Genomic DNA, 19505 nt, shown 5'->3' on the forward strand with positions numbered 1-19505 from the left:
AAAACATGGTTTTGAGGTTGTGGATAGAACTGACGAAGTCAGTAACCATACCTACGGCAAGGTGAAGCTGATGTAGTTTGAAGAGATTTTCGAAGAGTATTAATTGGTTAGAAGGATTCGTCTGTAAGATAAAGTTAGACGGAAAATGAGATAAAATCAAAAAGGATAGCCTCTCTGTGATGAGATGTTATCCTTTTTGATTTTAAAACTATTGCAAGTTAACCTTGTTTCTCAAAATATAGTAGGTTCCGAGATAAAAGATAGCTATGAATATGAGTTCTTCAACAATGCCTATGCTTGCTCCCATATAGAAATTATCATTAAATCCTGCAAGTGAATTGACATAGAAGTTAGTACTGGTATTGAAGAAGACTTCAATAAAGCCAATGACGATTTGGATCCCAATGTAGGCTGCAACAGCGAGTGCTGTACGGTATTCATTGAAAAGCTGTCCAATGGAAATAGCCAAGTAGATGCAGAGGATTCCAGAAACGGTATTTAGTAGGAAGGATAACCCCACAAGAGAGAGTTGAGGAAGGTATGTTCCTACAAGTGGGAACAAGTCATAATGTGACATCCATTCTGGAACCGTTATAGTCACAATAAGAAAAGCACTTAGAGCCAGTACAGCCGAGCTAAGTATAGACCAGATAAAGGCTCCGACTAATTTAGCAGTGATGATATAGTGCTCAGAAACTGGCAAGGTCAAAGTCAGATAGCCTTGGCGGTCATAGACACTACCTTTGAAGCGTTTGATAATCAAGAAAATGGTTGAAATCCCAAGTGTAATTATCAAGCCACCAAAGACGAGAGCCAGAAAGATAAATAGGAAAGGTTGGCTATCTTTGAAAGATATATAATTATAGTAGTGTCCTTGCATTCCTAGGGGGACTGAAAGGACTAGCACGGCTGCGTAGAGGGCTAAATACCACTTGTTAACATTTTTAAATTCGTAGCGAATTAAATTCCAAAACATAAATAATCTCCTTTGCTTAAGCCTTAAATTCCTGACGGAAGAGTTGGTCAATGGATTCACCCGACTCATAGCGAATATCGTCTACATTGCCTTGACGAACGACTTTTCCGTCTTTGAGGAAGACAATTTCATCCAAGATTGGCTCGATATCTGAAATCAAGTGGGTAGAAATCAAAACGGTAGAAGTTGGGGAGTAGTTGTTGATGATGGTATTGAGGATATAATCACGGGCTGCTGGATCCACCCCACCAATGGGTTCGTCCAAAACGTAGAGACGAGCATCACGGCTCATAACCAAAATCAATTGGACTTTTTCCTTGTTTCCTTTTGATAGTTTCTTGAGACGACTATTTTCATCAATACCGAGGTCTGCAAGTAGATGATGGGCGCGTTCAAGATTGAAATCTTTATAGAAGGTCTTGAAGTAGGTTAGGGCTTCTTTGATCTTCATTTGCTCATTGAGATAGGTCGTATCCGGCAAATAAGCTACGATAGCCTTGGTTGCTGGGCTTGGATCCATGTCGTTGATCAGGACACGTCCTTGATCTGGTTGCAAGAGGCCATTGATTAGTTTAATCAGGGTTGTTTTTCCTGAGCCGTTTGGGCCAAGGAGACCAACAATTTTTCCAGCTGGGATCTCAAGGGAAACATTTTCAAGGGCTGGTGTTGCTCCATATGATTTGGATACATTTTCAAATGCTAGTAATGACATAGGCTTAAACTCCTTTAATATAATCGCCGACTACGCTTGGTAGTTCTTCTTTTTCATAGCCAAAATGGGTCATGGAGGAAACGAAGTGTTCCAATTCTTCTTCCGATAATTGTTTGCGCGATTGGGCGATTAGCTCCTTATCCTCAGTCACAAATCGTCCAGTTGTTCGCTTACTGTAGACAAATCCTTCTCGTTCAAGGTCTGACAAGGCTCTTTGGATGGTGTTTGGATTGACCCCTGCCTCGCTAGCTAGCTCTCTCACGGTCGGAAGTTGTTGATTGGGTTCCAGTGTATGGGAAACAATCTGAAGCTTGATTTTCTCCATAATCTGTAAATAAATGGGTTTTTTGTTGTCAAATGTCCAGGACATCTTGGTCTCCTTTCTTTCATCTCTTTGTCTTAATTAAATAATACAACAAAACAAAAAACTTGTCAATCAAAAAGAAGAATTGTTTTGGGAATCGCTTAAAAAATGGTATAATGAAAAGAAAACGATAAGGAGGGAAAGGATGCGTTGTCCAAAATGTGGGGCTACCAAGTCAAGTGTTATCGATAGTCGCCAAGCAGAAGAAGGGAACACCATTCGTAGAAGACGCGAGTGCGACGAATGCCAGCATCGTTTTACAACCTACGAACGAGTAGAAGAAAGAACCTTAGTGGTTGTTAAAAAAGATGGCACACGGGAACAATTCTCCAGAGATAAAATCTTTAATGGGATTATCCGCTCAGCCCAGAAACGTCCTGTGTCAAGTGATGAAATCAACATGGTAGTCAATCGTATCGAACAGAAACTCCATGGTCGAAATGAAAATGAAATTCAAAGTGAGGACATTGGTTCACTCGTCATGGAGGAGTTGGCTGAATTGGATGAGATTACCTATGTACGTTTTGCCAGTGTCTATCGTAGTTTTAAGGATGTCAGTGAGTTAGAGAGTCTGCTCCAACAAATCACCCAGTCCTCTAAAAAGAAAAAGGAAAGATAAATGAAGCCAATTGACCGTTTTTCTTATCTAAAGAATAATCGGGTGTCGCAAGATACCTCATCTCTGGTACAGTGCTACCTCCCGATTATCGGTCAGGAGGCACTGAGCCTTTATCTTTATACGATTAGTTTTTGGGATAATGGCAGAAAGGAATATCTTTTTTCAAGCATTCTTAACCATCTCAACTTTGGAATGGATAGATTGATAAAATCCTTGAAAATCCTATCTGCTTTCAATCTCTTAACCCTCTATCAAAAGGGGGATGTTTATCAGCTAGCTATCCATGCACCTCTATCTAGTCAAGACTTCTTGGAGCATTCTGTTTATCGCAGACTTTTGGAGAAAAAGATTGGCGATGCCGCTGTGGAGGATTTGAAAGTTGAGAGTGCTGAGGGAGAAGAAATACCTGTCTCACTCAATCAAGTCTTTCCAGACTTGGTAGAACTGGGAAGTCAAGAAAACCTTGGTCTCAAGAAGAAAGTGGCCAACGATTTTGACTTAGACCATTTTCGTCAGCTTATGGCTCGAGATGGGCTTCGCTTTGCGGATGAGCAGTCCGATGTCTTAGACCTCTTTGCTATTGCTGAGGAGAAGAAATGGACTTGGTTTGAAACTTATCAATTGGCCAAGTCAACAGCTGTTTCCCAGGTTATTTCAACCAAACGCATGCGGGAAAAAATCGCTCAAAAACAGGTTTCCTCTGACTTTAGTCCTAAGGAAGCAACCATTATCAAAGAAGCCAAAAGTAAGACTGCCCTGCAGTTCTTGGCAGAAATCAAGCAAACACGCAAGGGAACCATCACTCAAACAGAAAGAGAACTCTTGCAACAGATGGCTGGCTTGGGCTTGCTGGACGAAGTCATCAATATCATTCTCTTATTGACCTTTAATAAGGTGGATTCGGCAAATATCAATGAGAAATATGCCATGAAGGTAGCTAATGACTATGCCTATCAAAAGATTCATTCGGCAGAAGAGGCAGTCTTGCGCATCCGTGAGCGTGGGCAAAAGAGTCAGGCTCAAAAGACTAGTAAACCGAGTCCTACCAAGTCCAATGTACCCAAGTGGAGTAATCCAGATTACAAGAATGAAACCAGCGAGGAAACTCGTCTGGAACTAGAACGTAAGAAACAAGAACTATTAGCTCGATTAGAAAAAGGAGGAGATTAGATGGAAAGTGTCGGAGACGTACTCAAACGTCAACCTAGCCGTTTTCATTATCAAGATTTGGTCCAGAAAATCATGAAGGACCCTGATGTTGCGGCCTTTATCCAGCAAGAATCCCTGACTCCAGAGGAATTGAATCGCAGTATCTCCAAGTTTAATCAATATATCACCGAGCGTGACAAGTTTCTCCGTGGTGATACGGATTATATTGCCAAAGGATACAAGCCGATTTTGGTTATGAATCATGGCTATGCGGACGTTTCTTACGAAGAAACTCCTGAACTAATCGCGGCTGAAAAAGAAGCGGCTATTAAGAACCGTCTCAAGTTAATCAATCTGCCAGCCAGTCTCAGGAAAGCTAGTTTGGCTCAAGTAGACTTGGATGATTTGGGTCGCTTGCCAGTTTTTGAAAAGCTATTAGCCTTCGTGGAGCAATATCCAGCTATTCGAAAAGGTCTTTACCTATATGGAGATTTTGGTGTGGGCAAAAGTTTTATGGTGGCTGCCTTGGCTCATGATTTATCAGAAAAACGTGGTGTCTCCTCCACTCTCCTCCATTATCCTAGTTTTGTCATTGATGTCAAAAATGCTATCGGTGATGGTAATGTTAAGACCTTAGTGGATGAACTTAAACTGTCTGAAGTCCTGATTTTAGATGATATTGGTGCCGAGCAATCAACAGCTTGGGTACGTGATGAAATCCTGCAGGTCATTCTTCAACATCGGATGCAGGAAAATTTACCGACCTTTTTTACCTCCAACTTCAACTTTGAAGAATTGGAGCAGCATTTTGCGAAAGGGAAACATGGAAATGACGAAACCTGGGAAGCCAGACGGGTCATGGAACGCATCCGTTATTTGGCTGAGGAGACTCGTTTAGAAGGAGTAAACCGTCGATGACAGAAACCATTAAATTGATGAAGGCTCATACTTCAGTGCGCAGGTTTAAGGAGCAAGAAATTCCCCAAGTAGACTTAAATGAGATTTTGACAGCAGCCCAGATGGCATCATCTTGGAAGAATTTCCAATCCTACTCTGTGATTGTGGTACGAAGTCAAGAGAAGAAAGATGCCTTGTATGAATTGGTATCTCAAGAAGCCATTCGCCAGTCTGCTGTTTTCCTTCTCTTTGTCGGAGATTTGAACCGAGCAGAAAAGGGAGCCCGACTTCATACCGACACCTTCCAACCCCAAGGTGTGGAAGGTCTCTTGATTAGTTCGGTCGATGCAGCTCTTGCTGGACAAAACGCCTTGTTGGCAGCTGAAAGCTTGGGCTATGGTGGTGTGATTATCGGTTTGGTTCGATACAAGTCTGAAGAAGTGGCAGAGCTCTTTAACCTACCTGACTACACCTATTCTGTCTTTGGGATGGCACTGGGTGTGCCAAATCAACATCATGATATGAAACCGAGACTGCCACTAGAGAATGTTGTCTTTGAGGAAGAATACCAAGAACAGTCAACTGAGGCAATCCAAGCTTATGACCGTGTTCAGGCTGACTATGCTGGGGCGCGTGCGACCACAAGCTGGAGTCAGCGCCTAGCAGAACAGTTTGGTCAAGCAGAACCAAGCTCAACTAGAAAAAATCTTGAACAGAAGAAGTTATTGTAGAAAGTGAGAAATTATGGCCCTACCCACTATTGCCATTGTAGGACGTCCCAATGTTGGGAAATCAACCCTATTTAATCGGATCGCTGGTGAGCGAATCTCCATTGTAGAGGATGTCGAAGGAGTGACACGTGACCGTATCTATGCAACGGGTGAGTGGCTCAATCGTTCTTTTAGCATGATTGATACAGGAGGAATTGATGATGTCGATGCTCCTTTCATGGAACAAATCAAGCACCAGGCAGAAATTGCCATGGAAGAAGCAGATGTTATCGTCTTTGTCGTGTCCGGTAAGGAAGGAATTACCGATGCAGACGAATACGTAGCCCGTAAGCTTTATAAGACCCACAAACCAGTTATCCTCGCAGTTAACAAGGTGGACAACCCTGAGATGCGAAATGATATCTATGATTTCTATGCCCTCGGTTTGGGTGAACCGCTGCCTATCTCATCTGTCCATGGTATCGGTACAGGGGATGTACTAGATGCGATTGTGGAAAACCTTCCAAATGAATATGAAGAAGAAAATCCAGATGTCATTAAGTTTAGCCTGATTGGTCGTCCAAACGTTGGAAAATCAAGTTTGATCAATGCTATCTTGGGTGAAGACCGTGTTATTGCTAGTCCTGTTGCTGGAACAACTCGTGATGCCATTGATACCCACTTTACAGATACAGATGGTCAAGAGTTTACCATGATTGATACGGCTGGTATGCGTAAGTCTGGTAAGGTTTATGAAAATACTGAGAAATACTCTGTCATGCGTGCCATGCGAGCTATTGACCGCTCTGATGTGGTCTTGATGGTCATCAATGCGGAAGAAGGCATCCGTGAATACGATAAGCGTATCGCAGGTTTTGCCCATGAAGCTGGTAAAGGAATGATTATCGTGGTCAACAAGTGGGATACACTTGAAAAAGACAACCACACTATGAAAAACTGGGAAGAAGATATCCGTGAGCAGTTCCAATATCTACCTTACGCACCGATTATCTTTGTATCAGCTTTGACCAAGCAACGCCTCCATAAACTTCCTGAGATGATTAAGCAAATCAGTGAAAGTCAAAATACACGTATTCCATCAGCTGTCTTGAACGATGTCATCATGGATGCCATTGCCATCAACCCAACACCGACAGACAAAGGAAAACATCTCAAGATTTTCTATGCGACCCAAGTGGCAACCAAACCACCAACCTTTGTCATCTTTGTCAATGAAGAAGAACTCATGCACTTTTCTTACCTGCGTTTCTTGGAAAATCAAATCCGCAAGGCCTTTGTTTTTGAGGGAACACCGATTCATCTCATCGCAAGAAAACGCAAATAAAAAGTAGAATCTGGAATGACATTTCCAGATTTTTTTGATATAATAAAATAATAGAAAACGCTATCAAAAAGGAGGTATCGATGAAACATTTGTTTAAATTTATAATCTTATTGCCCTGGTTTTACTTTTTCAATTGGATTGAAAAGGATAATAGAGAAAGTAAATTTTTCCCAATTTTTTACTATTTTTACTGGTTTTACATCCCCCTCTATGCTCTTTTTAGCCTTGCTTGGACAGTTATTTCAGTTCTGTTTTTCAATATCGTCTTGAGAAATGTGACAGATATCAAGTTATGGGGCATTTGGTTTCTTTTTATTCTGCTAGCTATTGGTCTGAATAGGTTAACTTATTCTTGTTTCAAAAAAATGCTTAGACTAAGAAAGGAGTTAGGGAAGTCTAAAGCGGGGAGGCATTGATTTATATCGGTTTTTTAATAGGAGGTGGCTTATGAAGATTCCTCTCTTAACTTTGGCAAGGCATAAATTTGTTTATGTCTTGCTTACTTTGCTTTTTCTTGCTTTGGTTTATCGTGATGTTTTGATGACTTATTTCTTTTTTGATATTCATGCGCCCGATCTAGCTAAATTCGATGGACAAGCAATTAAAAATGACTTATTAAAATCAGCATTAGATTTTCGTATTCTCCAGTTCAATCTAGGTTTTTATCAATCATTTATTATTCCAATCATCATTGTTTTGCTAGGTTTTCAATATATTGAGCTGAAAAATAAAGTTTTACGATTGAGTATTGGAAGAGAAGTGAGCTATCAAGGGTTAAAAAGAAAGTTGACTTTGCAAGTTGCAAGTATCCCTTGTTTGATATATTTAGTGACTGTGCTGATAATTGCAATTGTAACCTATTTCTTTGGGACTTTTTCTCCTCTTGAATGGAATTCTCTATTTTCTAATGGGAGTAGTTTACAAAGGTTCTTGGATGGAGAGATAACAAGCTATTTGTTCTTTACTTGTGTCCTTCTAATCGGTATCTTCATCAATACGGTCTATTTTTTAAAAATAGTTGATTATTTAGGGAATGTGACTCGTTCGGCAATCGCCTATTTGATGTTTCTTTGGCTTGGTTCTATGTTACTCTATAGTGCCTTGCCTTACTATATGGTTCCTATGACGAGTTTGATGCAAGCTAGCTATGGGGATGTAAGTTTGATGAGACTCTTTACTCCTTATATCCTTTATATTGTCCCCTATATGGTACTTAAAAAATATGAAGATAATGTTTAAGAACTTTAACAATATTTGGCTAAAGAGAAAGATCGTTTTACTACTTCGTATAGTTCTGATGATGATTTTGATTAACTATCTATTGTCAATAGCGGTTCAAAAGCAGGATGTTTTTCTCTTTTTCAAGAGGGAATTGATTTCAATCTTTTCCTATAATGACTATTCTGAAGCGAATTTAGAAATCCCCAAACTCTTGTTAAACCTTTCGATTTTCATGGTTGGATGGCTCTCTGTTATTTTGCTTGAAACTGATTTGGCAGATTACTACTATCACTTGATTCGCTATCAATCAAGCTCCTTTTTCGATTATACAAGGAAACGATTGGTTGTCATTTCTAAATTTTTTATTCAAGATTTATTTGTCTGGTTTCTTGGTTTACTTCCGCTAGGAATTCATTTCAAAACAGTCACACTTTTCTTTTTACTTGCTCAGTTAACGATCTTGTACTTGCTACTTTCTTATCTGATAGCACTGATTAGTGCGGGCGCTGGTTTTTCCTTTTTTCTCTATTTTTTAGCATTTGTGGGACAAGAATGGATGATGGATCATATTGTAACAGTGTATTTAGTACTCCTAAGTTTATTAGTTATATTGATTGTTAGTCGCTTGGAAGAGAAATTTAAGAAAGGATAAACGATGAGACTTGAAATTATAAATGGACAGAAAATTTATGGGAAAAGACCTATTTTAAATCAGTTGAATTTGGTGTTTCAATCAGGAAAAATTTATGGCCTTAAAGGTGATAATGGATCTGGCAAGACAGTTCTTTTAAAGGTACTTGCTGGTTATATTAAGCTTGATAAAGGAAAAGTTCTTCAAGATGGGGAAGTCTACGGGATAAAAAATCATTATATTCAGGATGCAGGGGTTTTAATTGAAAAAGTCGAGTTTTTATCTCATTTATCCCTGAGAGAAAATTTGGAACTGTTAAGGTATTTTTCATCTAAAGTTACGGAAAAAAGAATTGCCGATTGGATTCAATACTATGATTTACAGGAATTTGAAGATGTTGAATACCGTCATTTATCCTTAGGAACAAAGCAAAAAATGGCCTTGATTCAAGCCTTTATTTCCTCTCCTTCTATACTCTTTCTCGATGAACCTATGAATGCCTTGGATGAGAAGAGTGTGAGGTTAACTAAACAGGTCATTTTATCTTACCTGAAAAAAGAAAATGGTCTGGTTATCCTGACGTCGCACATATCGGAAGATATTTCAGACCTTTGTACAGATGTATTAGTTGTCGAAAATGGGCATATACAGTATTCAAAAGATATACAAGCTTAGGAGGTAGCTTATGGTACATCTAAAATCATTTATTACACGCTATTCCAAGGTTTATATTGGTTTAGTTCTGCTAATCTGGCTTGCTTTCTTCTTTCTTCCTTGGGGCAGTCCGATTCTGGGGGGGAAGATTGACCTCTTCAGCATACAGAAAGTCTTGCTAATTTTTGGCATTCTGTCCATTTTGATGGCCTTGCTGTCCAAGAAAGTCAGTCTCTTTGGTTTTGGACTGATCTGCTGTCTTTCTCTTTGGATAAACCTATTTATCCTGTTTGCTCTTTTGCCAATTTTTGGTAATTAAAGTATCATAAAAGTCAGAGAGGTTAGCTTGAAAACTAGCCTCTTTTTCCTGTTCAAAATGGGGATTCTTCCTTGAAAATAATCAGTAATTGTGCTAAAATTAAAAGAACATTCTAAAATATTCGGAATTTAAAGTAAGGAAAAACATGGCTAATATTTTAAAAACAATTATCGAAAATGATAAAGGAGAAATCCGTCGTCTGGAAAAGATGGCTGACAAGGTTTTCAAATACGAAGACCAAATGGCTGCTTTGACTGATGACCAACTAAAAGCAAAAACAGTTGAATTTAAAGAACGTTATCAAAATGGAGAATCGCTGGATTCATTGCTTTATGAAGCATTTGCGGTTGTCCGTGAGGGTGCCAAACGTGTCCTAGGTCTCTTCCCATATAAGGTTCAGGTCATGGGGGGGATCGTTCTTCACCATGGTGACGTGCCAGAGATGCGTACAGGGGAAGGGAAAACCTTGACTGCGACTATGCCGGTATACCTCAATGCCCTTTCAGGCAAAGGGGTTCACGTAGTTACGGTTAACGAATACCTATCAGAACGTGACGCGACTGAGATGGGTGAATTGTACTCATGGCTTGGCTTGTCAGTAGGGATTAACTTGGCTGCCAAATCTCCAATGGAGAAAAAAGAAGCCTATGAGTGTGATATTACATACTCAACCAACTCAGAAATCGGATTTGACTACCTTCGTGACAACATGGTCGTTCGTGCTGAAAACATGGTACAACGTCCGCTTAACTATGCCTTGGTCGATGAGGTTGACTCAATCTTGATTGACGAAGCCCGTACACCTTTGATCGTATCAGGAGCTAATGCAGTTGAAACCAGTCAGCTCTACCACATGGCAGACCACTATGTAAAATCTTTGGACAAAGATGACTACATCATCGATGTGCAGTCTAAGACTATTGGTTTGTCTGATTCAGGGATTGACAAGGCTGAAAGCTACTTCAAGCTTGAAAATCTCTATGACATCGAAAACGTGGCTTTGACTCACTTTATCGATAACGCCCTTCGTGCCAACTACATCATGCTTCTCGATATTGACTATGTGGTGAGCGAAGAGCAAGAAATCTTGATTGTCGACCAATTTACAGGTCGTACCATGGAAGGTCGTCGTTATTCTGATGGCTTGCACCAAGCTATTGAAGCCAAAGAAGGTGTGCCAATCCAGGATGAAACCAAGACATCTGCCTCAATCACGTATCAAAACCTTTTCCGTATGTACAAGAAATTGTCTGGTATGACGGGTACAGGTAAGACTGAAGAAGAAGAATTCCGTGAAATCTACAACATTCGTGTGATTCCAATCCCAACAAACCGTCCTGTTCAACGTATTGACCACTCAGACCTTCTTTATGCAAGTATCGAATCTAAGTTTAAAGCGGTTGTCGAAGACGTTAAGGCTCGTTACCAAAAGGGTCAGCCTGTCTTGGTTGGTACAGTAGCGGTTGAAACTAGTGACTACATTTCTAAGAAATTGGTCGCAGCTGGTGTTCCTCACGAAGTCTTGAATGCCAAAAATCACTATAGAGAAGCCCAAATCATCATGAATGCTGGTCAACGTGGTGCCGTTACCATCGCAACCAACATGGCGGGTCGTGGTACCGACATCAAGCTTGGTGAAGGTGTTCGTGAACTTGGAGGACTTTGTGTGATTGGTACAGAACGTCATGAAAGTCGTCGTATCGATAACCAGCTTCGTGGACGTTCAGGTCGTCAAGGAGATCCAGGTGAGTCACAATTCTACCTCTCTCTTGAAGATGATTTGATGAAACGTTTTGGTTCTGAACGCTTGAAAGGCATATTTGAACGCTTGAATATGTCTGAAGAGGCCATTGAGTCTCGTATGTTGACGCGTCAGGTTGAGGCAGCTCAGAAACGTGTCGAAGGAAATAACTACGATACCCGTAAACAAGTCCTTCAATACGACGATGTCATGCGTGAACAACGTGAGATTATCTATGCTCAACGTTACGATGTCATCACTGCAGACCGTGACTTGGCACCTGAAATTCAGGCTATGCACAAACGCACGATTGAACGTGTCGTCGATGGTCATGCGCGTGCCAAACAAGATGAAAAACTTGAAGCAATTTTGAACTTTGCTAAGTACAACTTGCTTCCAGAAGATTCTATTACGATGGAAGATTTGTCAGGCTTGTCTGATAAGGCCATCAAGGAAGAGCTTTTTCAACGTGCCTTGAAGGTTTATGATAGTCAGGTTTCAAAACTACGCGATGAAGAAGCAGTTAAAGAATTCCAAAAAGTTTTGATTCTACGAGTGGTGGATAACAAGTGGACAGATCATATCGATGCCCTTGATCAATTGCGTAACGCGGTTGGACTTCGTGGTTATGCTCAGAACAACCCTGTTGTTGAGTATCAGGCAGAAGGTTTCCGTATGTTTAATGATATGATTGGTTCGATTGAGTTTGATGTGACACGCTTGATGATGAAAGCACAAATTCATGAACAAGAAAGACCACAGGCAGAACGCCATATCAGTACAACAGCGACTCGCAATATCGCTGCTCACCAAGCAAGTATGCCAGAAGATTTGGATTTGAGCCAGATTGGACGCAATCAACTTTGCCCATGTGGTTCTGGTAAGAAGTTTAAAAATTGTCACGGTAAAAGACAATAAAATGAGATAGTTTAGAGGCGGATATCTTGTGAAAAGTAAATTTTTACTTGGTATCCGTTTGTTTTATAAGGAGATGACTTATGGTATTTACAGCAAAAAGTCCTAAAATAAATATCGAAGAAGTTCGTGCCTTATCAAAATTAGAAGGCCAAGCTTTGGAGAGAAAATCACAGCGCGATCAAGAGCTAGAAGCCATCATGCGTGGAGAAGACCAGCGGATTCTCTTGGTAATCGGTCCGTGCTCATCTGACAACGAAGAAGCTGTCCTTGAATACGCTAAGCGTTTGGCAGTCCTACAAGAAGAAGTGGCAGATCGTATCTTTATGGTTATGCGTGTTTATACTGCCAAACCTCGTACCAACGGAGATGGCTATAAGGGATTGATTCACCAGCCTAACGCGACAGAAGCGCCTAGTCTTATCAATGGAATCAAAGCCGTTCGCCATCTTCATTATCGTGTCATCACGGAAACAGGTATGACAACAGCTGATGAAATGCTTTATCCTGAAAATCTGCCGCTTGTAGATGATTTGATTTCTTATATGGCGGTTGGTGCCCGTTCAGTTGAAGACCAGCAACACCGCTTTGTGGCAAGTGGGGCAGGATTTTCTACTGGTTTTAAAAATCCAACCTCTGGAAATCTCAATGTCATGTTTAATGGGATTTATGCTGCTCAAAACAAACAAAGTTTCCTTTTCTTAGGAAAAGAAGTAGAAACAACTGGGAACCCGCTTTCACACGCTATTCTTCGTGGTGCTCTTAATGAGTATGGTAACAATATTCCCAACTACTATTATGACAATTTAATTGAGACCATTGCCCAGTATGAGAAAATGGGCTTGGAAAATCCTTTTATCATCATTGATACCAATCATGACAATTCTGGTAAGCAGTATATTGAACAGATCCGAATTGTCCGCCAGACCTTGATTAACCGTGCTTGGAATGAAAAAATTAAGCAGTTCGTTCGTGGTTTTATGATTGAGTCTTATCTGGAAGATGGTCGACAAAATGAGCCAGAAGTATTTGGTAAGTCTATCACAGACCCTTGCTTGGGTTGGGATAACACAGAGGCTCTTGTCAGAGAAATTTACAAAACGTTAGGAGAATAAGATGGCATTTATTGAAAAAGGTCAAGAAATCGATATGGAAGTCATTAAGGCTGAAACCCAATTGTCTGCGGAAGCCTTGAGACTCAAGGAAAGCCGTGACAGGGAATTGGCAGACATTATTTCAGGGGAAGATGACCGTCTCCTTTTGGTAATTGGTCCTTGCTCTTCTGATAATGAAGAAGCTGTCTTGGAATATGCCCGCCGCTTGTCAGCCTTGCAAAAGAAGGTAGCGGACAAGATTTTCATGGTTATGCGCGTTTATACTGCTAAGCCTCGTACCAACGGAGACGGCTATAAAGGGTTGGTTCACCAGCCAGACACTTCTAAGGCTCCAAGCCTGATTAACGGTTTGCAGGCTGTGCGCCAGTTGCACTACCGAGTGATTACAGAGACTGGTTTGACGACGGCAGATGAGATGCTTTATCCGTCAAATCTAATTTTGGTGGATGACTTGGTCAGCTACCATGCTGTTGGAGCTCGTTCTGTGGAAGACCAAGAGCACCGCTTTGTGGCTTCTGGGATTGATGCACCAGTAGGGATGAAAAATCCAACCTCAGGAAATTTGGGTGTTATGTTTAACGCCATCTATGCTGCTCAAAATAAGCAAACCTTCCTTTATCATGGGCAGGAAGTTGAGACTTCAGGTAATCCTTTGTCCCATGTCATCCTCCGTGGAGCAGTTAACGAGTATGGCAATTATATGCCGAATTACTACTATGAAAACCTACTCCAAGCCATTGAACGCTATGAAACCATGGGACTTGAAAATCCCTTTATCCTCATTGATACCAACCATGATAACTCAGGCAAGCAGTATATGGAGCAGATTCGAATTGTTCGCCAGACCTTGCAAAATCGTGATTGGAATGAGAAAATTAAAAAGACAGTTCGAGGATTTATGATTGAATCTTACCTAGCAGATGGTCGTCAAAACCAACCAGAGGTCTTTGGCTGCTCTATTACAGATCCTTGCCTAGGTTGGGAAAATACAGAGGCTTTGGTAGAAGAAATCTATGCTACCTTGGCAGAATAAGTGAAAAGGATGGAGTTGGGGAATCTCAACTCCTTTTGATGAGAATGATAGTTGGACACGGAATTGACATCGAAGAATTGGCTTCGATAGAAAGAGCGGCTGCACGACATGAAGGCTTTGCCAAGCGCGTGCTGACAGCCAAGGAAATGGAACGGTTTAACAGTCTTAAAGGGCGCAGGCAAATCGAATATTTGGCTGGTCGCTGGTCGGCTAAAGAAGCCTTTTCCAAGGCCATGGGAACGGGAATTGGCAAGCTCGGTTTTCAGGATTTAGAAGTCTTAAACAATGAACGCGGGGCGCCTTATTTTAGTCAGTCACCATTTTCAGGAAAAATTTGGCTATCTATCAGCCATACCGATCAGTTTGTGACAGCCAGTGTCATTTTGGAGGAAAATCATGAAAGCTAGTCCGCATAGACCAACCAAGGCTCTGATTCATCTGGGAGCTATTCGACACAATATTCAGCAAATGGGGGCTCATATCCCTGAGGGGACACTCAAGTGGGCAGTGGTCAAAGCCAATGCCTATGGGCATGGGGCAGTAGCTGTTGCCAATGCGATTCAAGATGATGTCGATGGCTTTTGCGTTTCCAATATTGATGAAGCTATTGAACTCAGACAAGCTGGACTCAGCAAGAAAATCCTTATTTTAGGAGTTTCTGAGCTAGAAGCTGTTACTCTAGCTAAAGAATATGACATCACCTTGACAGTGGCTGGATTGGAGTGGATTCAAGCACTCTTAGATAAGGAAGCAGATTTAACTGGCTTGACTGTCCACCTCAAGATTGACTCAGGGATGGGACGGATTGGTTTTAGAGAGGCTAGTGAGGCTGATCAGGCTCAAGACTTGATCAGACAACACGGTGTTCGTGTTGAAGGAATCTTTACCCACTTTGCGACTGCTGATGAGGAATCAGATGACTATTTTAATGCCCAGTTAGAACGGTTTAAAACCATTCTATCAAGTATGAAAGGTCTTCCAGAGCTGGTTCATGCTAGCAATTCTGCAACGACTCTTTGGCATGTAGAGACTATTTTCAATGCGGTTCGTATGGGAGATGCTATGTATGGTCTTAATCCTAGCGGAGAGGTCTTGGATTTACCCTATAACTTGATTCCAGCCTTGACCTTGGAGTCTGCTCTGGTTCATGTCAAGACAGTTTCAGCTGGAGCTTGCATGGGCTACGGGGCGACCTATCAGGCAGATAGCGAGCAGGTCATCGCGACCGTGCCAATCGGCTATGCAGATGGATGGACAAGAGACATGGAAAATTTCTCCGTCTTGGTAGATGGCCAAGCTTGCCCAATTGTCGGCAGGGTTTCGATGGACCAAATCACTATTCGATTGCCTAAGCCTTACCCACTCGGAACCAAGGTAACCTTGATTGGCTCCAATGGGGATAAGGAAATCACTGCAACTCAGGTAGCGTCCTACCGTGGGACTATTAACTATGAGGTGGTTTGTCTTCTCAGCGACCGCATTCCGAGAGAATATGATTAGAAAAGAAAGGAGTGGAGCATGAATCTACATCAACCCTTGCATGTCTTACCTGGTGTGGGACCAAAGTCAGCAGAAAAATACGCCAAACTAGGAATTGAAAACTTGCAAGACCTCTTGCTTTACTTTCCTTTCAGATATGAAGATTTCAAAACCAAGCAAGTGCTGGAGCTGGAAGACGGAGAAAAGGCAGTTCTGTCTGGACAAGTAGTGACTCCTGCCAGTGTCCAGTATTATGGTTTCAAGCGCAATCGTCTGCGCTTTAGCCTCAAGCAGGGAGAAGTCGTTTTTGCGGTGAACTTCTTTAACCAGCCCTATCTAGTAGATAAGATAGAGTTGGGAGCAACTCTTGCTGTCTTTGGGAAATGGGAGCGTGCCAAGGCTAGTCTGACTGGGATGAAGGTCCTGGCTCAGGTGGAAGATGATCTCCAACCTGTCTATCGCTTGGCTCAGGGAATCAGTCAGGCCAGTCTGGTCAAAGTTATCAAGACAGCCTTTGATCAGGGACTGGACCTCTTGATAGAAGAAAATCTGCCCCAGTCTTTACTAGACAAATACAAACTCATGTCCCGTTGTCAGGCAGTCCGAGCTATGCATTTTCCAAAGGATTTGGCAGAATACAAGCAGGCTCTTCGCCGTATCAAATTTGAGGAACTCTTTTATTTTCAAATGCAATTGCAGACGCTCAAGTCTGAAAATAGAGTTCAGGGAAGTGGTCTGGTTCTGAATTGGTCTCAGGAAAAAGTGACAGTAGTTAAAGAAAATCTACCTTTTTCCTTGACCCCAGCTCAAGAAAAGAGTTTACAGGAAATTTTGACAGACATGAAGTCGGATCACCACATGAATCGTCTCTTGCAAGGGGATGTGGGGAGCGGAAAAACGGTGGTCGCTGGCTTGGCTATGTTTGCGGCAGTGACAGCTGGCTACCAATCAGCCCTCATGGTACCAACAGAAATTCTCGCAGAGCAACATTTTGAGAGTTTACAGAACCTTTTTCCAGACTTGAAACTGGCTCTCTTGACAGGTTCCTTAAAAGCTGCAGAAAAGAGAGAAGTCTTGGAGACCATTGCCAAGGGTGAGGCTGATTTGATTATCGGAACCCACGCTCTGATTCAGGATGGAGTGGATTATGCTCGCCTTGGCTTGATTATCATCGATGAACAGCACCGTTTTGGTGTGGGGCAAAGGCGTATTTTACGGGAAAAAGGCGACAATCCAGATGTCCTCATGATGACGGCGACTCCCATTCCACGGACGCTGGCCATCACAGCCTTCGGAGATATGGATGTTTCCATTATCGACCAGATGCCAGCAGGTCGGAAGCCTATTGTGACACGCTGGATCAAGCATGAGCACTTACCTCAGGTCTTGACTTGGTTAGAGGGGGAAATTCAAAAAGGTTCTCAAGCCTATGTCATCTCTCCCTTGATTGAAGAATCAGAAGCTCTGGATTTGAAAAATGCCATTGCCTTATCAGAGGAGTTGACGGCTCATTTTGCAGGTAAGGCAGAAGTGGCTCTTCTACATGGTAAGATGAAGAGTGACGAAAAAGACCAGATCATGCAGGATTTCAAGGAGAGAAAAACAGATATTCTAGTTTCAACAACGGTTATCGAGGTTGGGGTCAATGTTCCAAATGCGACTGTCATGATTATCATGGATGCCGATCGCTTCGGGCTTAGTCAGCTTCACCAGCTCAGAGGTCGTGTGGGTCGGGGGGACAAGCAGTCCTATGCTGTTCTTGTTGCCAATCCCAAGACGGATTCTGGGAAAGACCGCATGCGCATCATGACAGAAACCACCAATGGTTTTGTCCTTGCGGAGGAAGATTTGAAAATGCGTGGTTCTGGTGAGATTTTTGGAACCAGACAGTCAGGGCTTCCAGAGTTCCAAGTGGCTGATATTATCGAGGATTTTCCGATTTTAGAAGAAGCTAGAAAAGTTGCTAGTTACATTAGTTCTATTGAAGGCTGGCAAGAGGATCCAGAGTGGCGCATGATTGCCTTTCATCTGGAAAAGAAAGAACATCTGGATTAAGCTTTCTCTAAGGAAAACTTAAGCTAGCTTTCAGGTTTGGCCCTTATACTAGAGTCATCAAAAAGAAACGAGGACTCTCATATGACAGTAACGATTAAAGTAAATTACCCAAGCACTTTTCAAAAGAAAGAAGCAAAAAACTAGTATAAACAGAAGAGAGAGCGAAATGCTCTTTTTTCGTTTCTAAAACTACTTTTAGCCCATCATCCTAAAAGTAAAGAATCTAAATTCACTTTCTATTTACCCTTCTTTCTTGCATTGATTACATAGATATGCTACAGTTGTGGTAACGATTACAAAATAAAAGGAGCATGCTATGAAAAATCCAGCTTTGCTAGAAGAAATTAAGACCTATAGAGGAAGGGATGAGGTTCCGGAAGACTTTGATGCTTTCTGGGATGGGGAAGTGAAAAATGTTTCCACACCTCCATCCTACCACTTGGAGGAAAGAGATTTCCACATTCCTCAAGTCAAGTGCTATGAGTTAACATTTGAAGGAAGCAAGGAAGGAAAGGTTTATGCACGCATTGTTCTTCCAAAGAGTGAGGAGAAGGTTCCACTAATCTTCCATTTTCATGGTTATATGGGACGTGGCTGGGATTGGGCCGACATGCTGGGCTTCACCGTAGCTGGTTACGGTGTTGTTTCCATGGATGTTCGAGGCCAGTCGGGCTATTCACAAGACGGTTTGCGTTCTCCTCTAGGAAATACGGTTAAGGGACATATTATCCGTGGTGCTGTGGAGGGTCGGGATCACCTCTTTTATAAGGATGTTTATCTGGATATTTACCAGTTGGTTGAAATTATTGCTAATCTGCCTGAGGTAGATGAGAAGCGTCTTTCTAGCTATGGTGCCTCTCAAGGTGGTGCTCTAGCTTTGGTTGCAGCAGCGCTCAATCCTCGAATTCAGAAAACAGTTTCCATCTATCCCTTCTTGTCAGACTTCAGACGGGTGATTGAGATTGGCAATACTAGTGAGGCCTATGATGAACTTTTCCGTTATTTCAAGTTCCACGATCCTTTTCATGAAACAGAGGAGGAAATCATGGCGACCCTTGCCTATATCGATGTCAAAAATCTTGCCCATCGTATCCAAGGTGAGGTTAAGATGATTACGGGCTTGGACGACGATGTTTGCTATCCCATTACCCAGTTTGCGATTTACAATCGTTTGATCTGCGATAAGGCTTATCGCATCATGCCTGAGTATGCCCACGAAGCCATGAATGTTTTTGTCAATGACCAGGTTTATAACTGGCTCTGTGGGAGTGAGATTCCTTTCAAATATCTAAAATAAGGAGTCGACTCTAGGCACAAAATCTTAAAAATCACAAACACGCATAGTATCAGGGGATTAAGAAGACTTGATACTATGCGTTTTATCATGGAAATATTTATAGAATTTTTTGTTGCTAGCTTTGTCAAATTGCTTAAAATAATTTTTTTCAGAAAGCAAAAGCCGATACCTATCGAGTAGGGTAGTTCTTGCTATCGTCAGGCTTGTCTGTAGGTGTTAATACTTTCCAAAAATCTCTTCAAACCACGTCAGCTTCGCCTTGCCGTAGGTATG

At 41.7% G+C, this 19505-nt stretch carries 20 protein-coding genes; 17 read left to right on the top strand and 3 right to left on the bottom strand.

Going from position 1 to position 19505, the window contains the following annotated elements; all coding sequences use genetic code 11:
• Positions 1-208: 208 nt before the first annotated feature.
• Genes HT719_RS08910 through HT719_RS08920 form a run of 3 tightly spaced genes read right to left on the bottom strand, consistent with a single transcriptional unit; the run spans position 209 to position 2058 of the window.
• Positions 209-976 (bottom strand): hypothetical protein, encoded by a 768-nt coding sequence (locus HT719_RS08910; protein ID WP_166735317.1) that lies wholly within the window; start codon positions 974-976, stop codon positions 209-211.
• A 16-nt stretch (positions 977-992) separates the two neighbouring features.
• The gene (locus tag HT719_RS08915; RefSeq protein WP_138705502.1) at positions 993-1688 is read right to left on the bottom strand and encodes an ABC transporter ATP-binding protein; all 696 of its coding nucleotides are present in this window, start codon (positions 1686-1688) and stop codon (positions 993-995) included.
• A gap of 4 nt (positions 1689-1692) precedes the next feature.
• Positions 1693-2058: a GntR family transcriptional regulator gene (locus HT719_RS08920; RefSeq protein ID WP_050261182.1), complete on the bottom strand. Its 366-nt coding sequence runs from the start codon at positions 2056-2058 to the stop codon at positions 1693-1695.
• A gap of 139 nt (positions 2059-2197) precedes the next feature.
• Here HT719_RS08920 and nrdR point away from each other — a divergent pair, with 139 nt between their 5' ends.
• From nrdR to HT719_RS09005, 17 genes are all read left to right on the top strand, one after another.
• The gene (gene nrdR / locus HT719_RS08925; protein ID WP_172928928.1) at positions 2198-2671 is read left to right on the top strand and encodes a transcriptional regulator NrdR; all 474 of its coding nucleotides are present in this window, start codon (positions 2198-2200) and stop codon (positions 2669-2671) included.
• On the top strand, positions 2672-3841 hold the full coding sequence (locus HT719_RS08930) for a replication initiation and membrane attachment family protein (RefSeq protein ID WP_023940738.1): 1170 nt from the start codon (positions 2672-2674) through the stop codon (positions 3839-3841). It begins immediately after the preceding gene.
• Positions 3842-4738: a primosomal protein DnaI gene (gene dnaI, locus HT719_RS08935; protein ID WP_172928930.1), complete on the top strand. Its 897-nt coding sequence runs from the start codon at positions 3842-3844 to the stop codon at positions 4736-4738. It begins immediately after the preceding gene.
• Positions 4735-5448 carry an NADPH-dependent oxidoreductase gene (locus tag HT719_RS08940; RefSeq protein ID WP_172928932.1) on the top strand — a complete coding sequence of 238 codons (714 nt, stop codon included), beginning with the start codon at positions 4735-4737 and terminating at the stop codon, positions 5446-5448. Before dnaI ends, HT719_RS08940 begins: the two co-directional genes overlap by 4 nt.
• Before the next feature lie 13 nt (positions 5449-5461).
• A complete protein-coding gene (gene der, locus HT719_RS08945; protein ID WP_172928934.1) occupies positions 5462-6772 on the top strand; it encodes a ribosome biogenesis GTPase Der in 1311 nt (436 codons plus the stop codon).
• Positions 6773-6852: 80 nt separating this feature from the next.
• A complete protein-coding gene (locus HT719_RS08950; RefSeq protein ID WP_166727819.1) occupies positions 6853-7188 on the top strand; it encodes a hypothetical protein in 336 nt (111 codons plus the stop codon).
• Positions 7189-7219: 31 nt separating this feature from the next.
• On the top strand, positions 7220-8011 hold the full coding sequence (locus tag HT719_RS08955) for a hypothetical protein (RefSeq protein WP_172928936.1): 792 nt from the start codon (positions 7220-7222) through the stop codon (positions 8009-8011).
• Positions 8004-8645 (top strand): hypothetical protein, encoded by a 642-nt coding sequence (locus HT719_RS08960; protein WP_172928938.1) that lies wholly within the window; start codon positions 8004-8006, stop codon positions 8643-8645. Before HT719_RS08955 ends, HT719_RS08960 begins: the two co-directional genes overlap by 8 nt.
• A gap of 3 nt (positions 8646-8648) precedes the next feature.
• Positions 8649-9299, top strand: coding sequence for an ATP-binding cassette domain-containing protein (locus HT719_RS08965; protein ID WP_172928940.1), 651 nt, complete (start codon positions 8649-8651; stop codon positions 9297-9299).
• 10 nt (positions 9300-9309) lie between these two features.
• Positions 9310-9597 (top strand): hypothetical protein, encoded by a 288-nt coding sequence (locus tag HT719_RS08970; protein WP_000233474.1) that lies wholly within the window; start codon positions 9310-9312, stop codon positions 9595-9597.
• Positions 9598-9742: 145 nt separating this feature from the next.
• The gene (secA, locus tag HT719_RS08975; RefSeq protein ID WP_001274079.1) at positions 9743-12256 is read left to right on the top strand and encodes a preprotein translocase subunit SecA; all 2514 of its coding nucleotides are present in this window, start codon (positions 9743-9745) and stop codon (positions 12254-12256) included.
• Positions 12257-12336: 80 nt separating this feature from the next.
• Complete coding sequence (locus HT719_RS08980) at positions 12337-13368, top strand: 3-deoxy-7-phosphoheptulonate synthase (RefSeq protein WP_000232197.1); 1032 nt, start codon at positions 12337-12339, stop codon at positions 13366-13368.
• A gap of 1 nt (position 13369) precedes the next feature.
• Complete coding sequence (locus HT719_RS08985) at positions 13370-14401, top strand: 3-deoxy-7-phosphoheptulonate synthase (protein WP_000864063.1); 1032 nt, start codon at positions 13370-13372, stop codon at positions 14399-14401.
• Positions 14402-14445: 44 nt separating this feature from the next.
• Positions 14446-14808 carry a holo-ACP synthase gene (gene acpS, locus HT719_RS08990; protein WP_000634996.1) on the top strand — a complete coding sequence of 121 codons (363 nt, stop codon included), beginning with the start codon at positions 14446-14448 and terminating at the stop codon, positions 14806-14808.
• Positions 14798-15901: an alanine racemase gene (gene alr / locus HT719_RS08995; RefSeq protein ID WP_172928941.1), complete on the top strand. Its 1104-nt coding sequence runs from the start codon at positions 14798-14800 to the stop codon at positions 15899-15901. Before acpS ends, alr begins: the two co-directional genes overlap by 11 nt.
• Positions 15902-15919: 18 nt before the next feature.
• Positions 15920-17935 (top strand): ATP-dependent DNA helicase RecG, encoded by a 2016-nt coding sequence (gene recG / locus HT719_RS09000; protein WP_172928943.1) that lies wholly within the window; start codon positions 15920-15922, stop codon positions 17933-17935.
• 316 nt (positions 17936-18251) lie between these two features.
• Positions 18252-19232 carry an acetylxylan esterase gene (locus tag HT719_RS09005; RefSeq protein ID WP_023938360.1) on the top strand — a complete coding sequence of 327 codons (981 nt, stop codon included), beginning with the start codon at positions 18252-18254 and terminating at the stop codon, positions 19230-19232.
• The last annotated feature ends 273 nt before the right edge of the window (positions 19233-19505 follow it).

This window comes from Streptococcus sp. k-378 (assembly GCF_013277505.1).
In the GTDB taxonomy this organism is placed as follows: Bacteria; Bacillota; Bacilli; order Lactobacillales; family Streptococcaceae; genus Streptococcus; species Streptococcus pseudopneumoniae.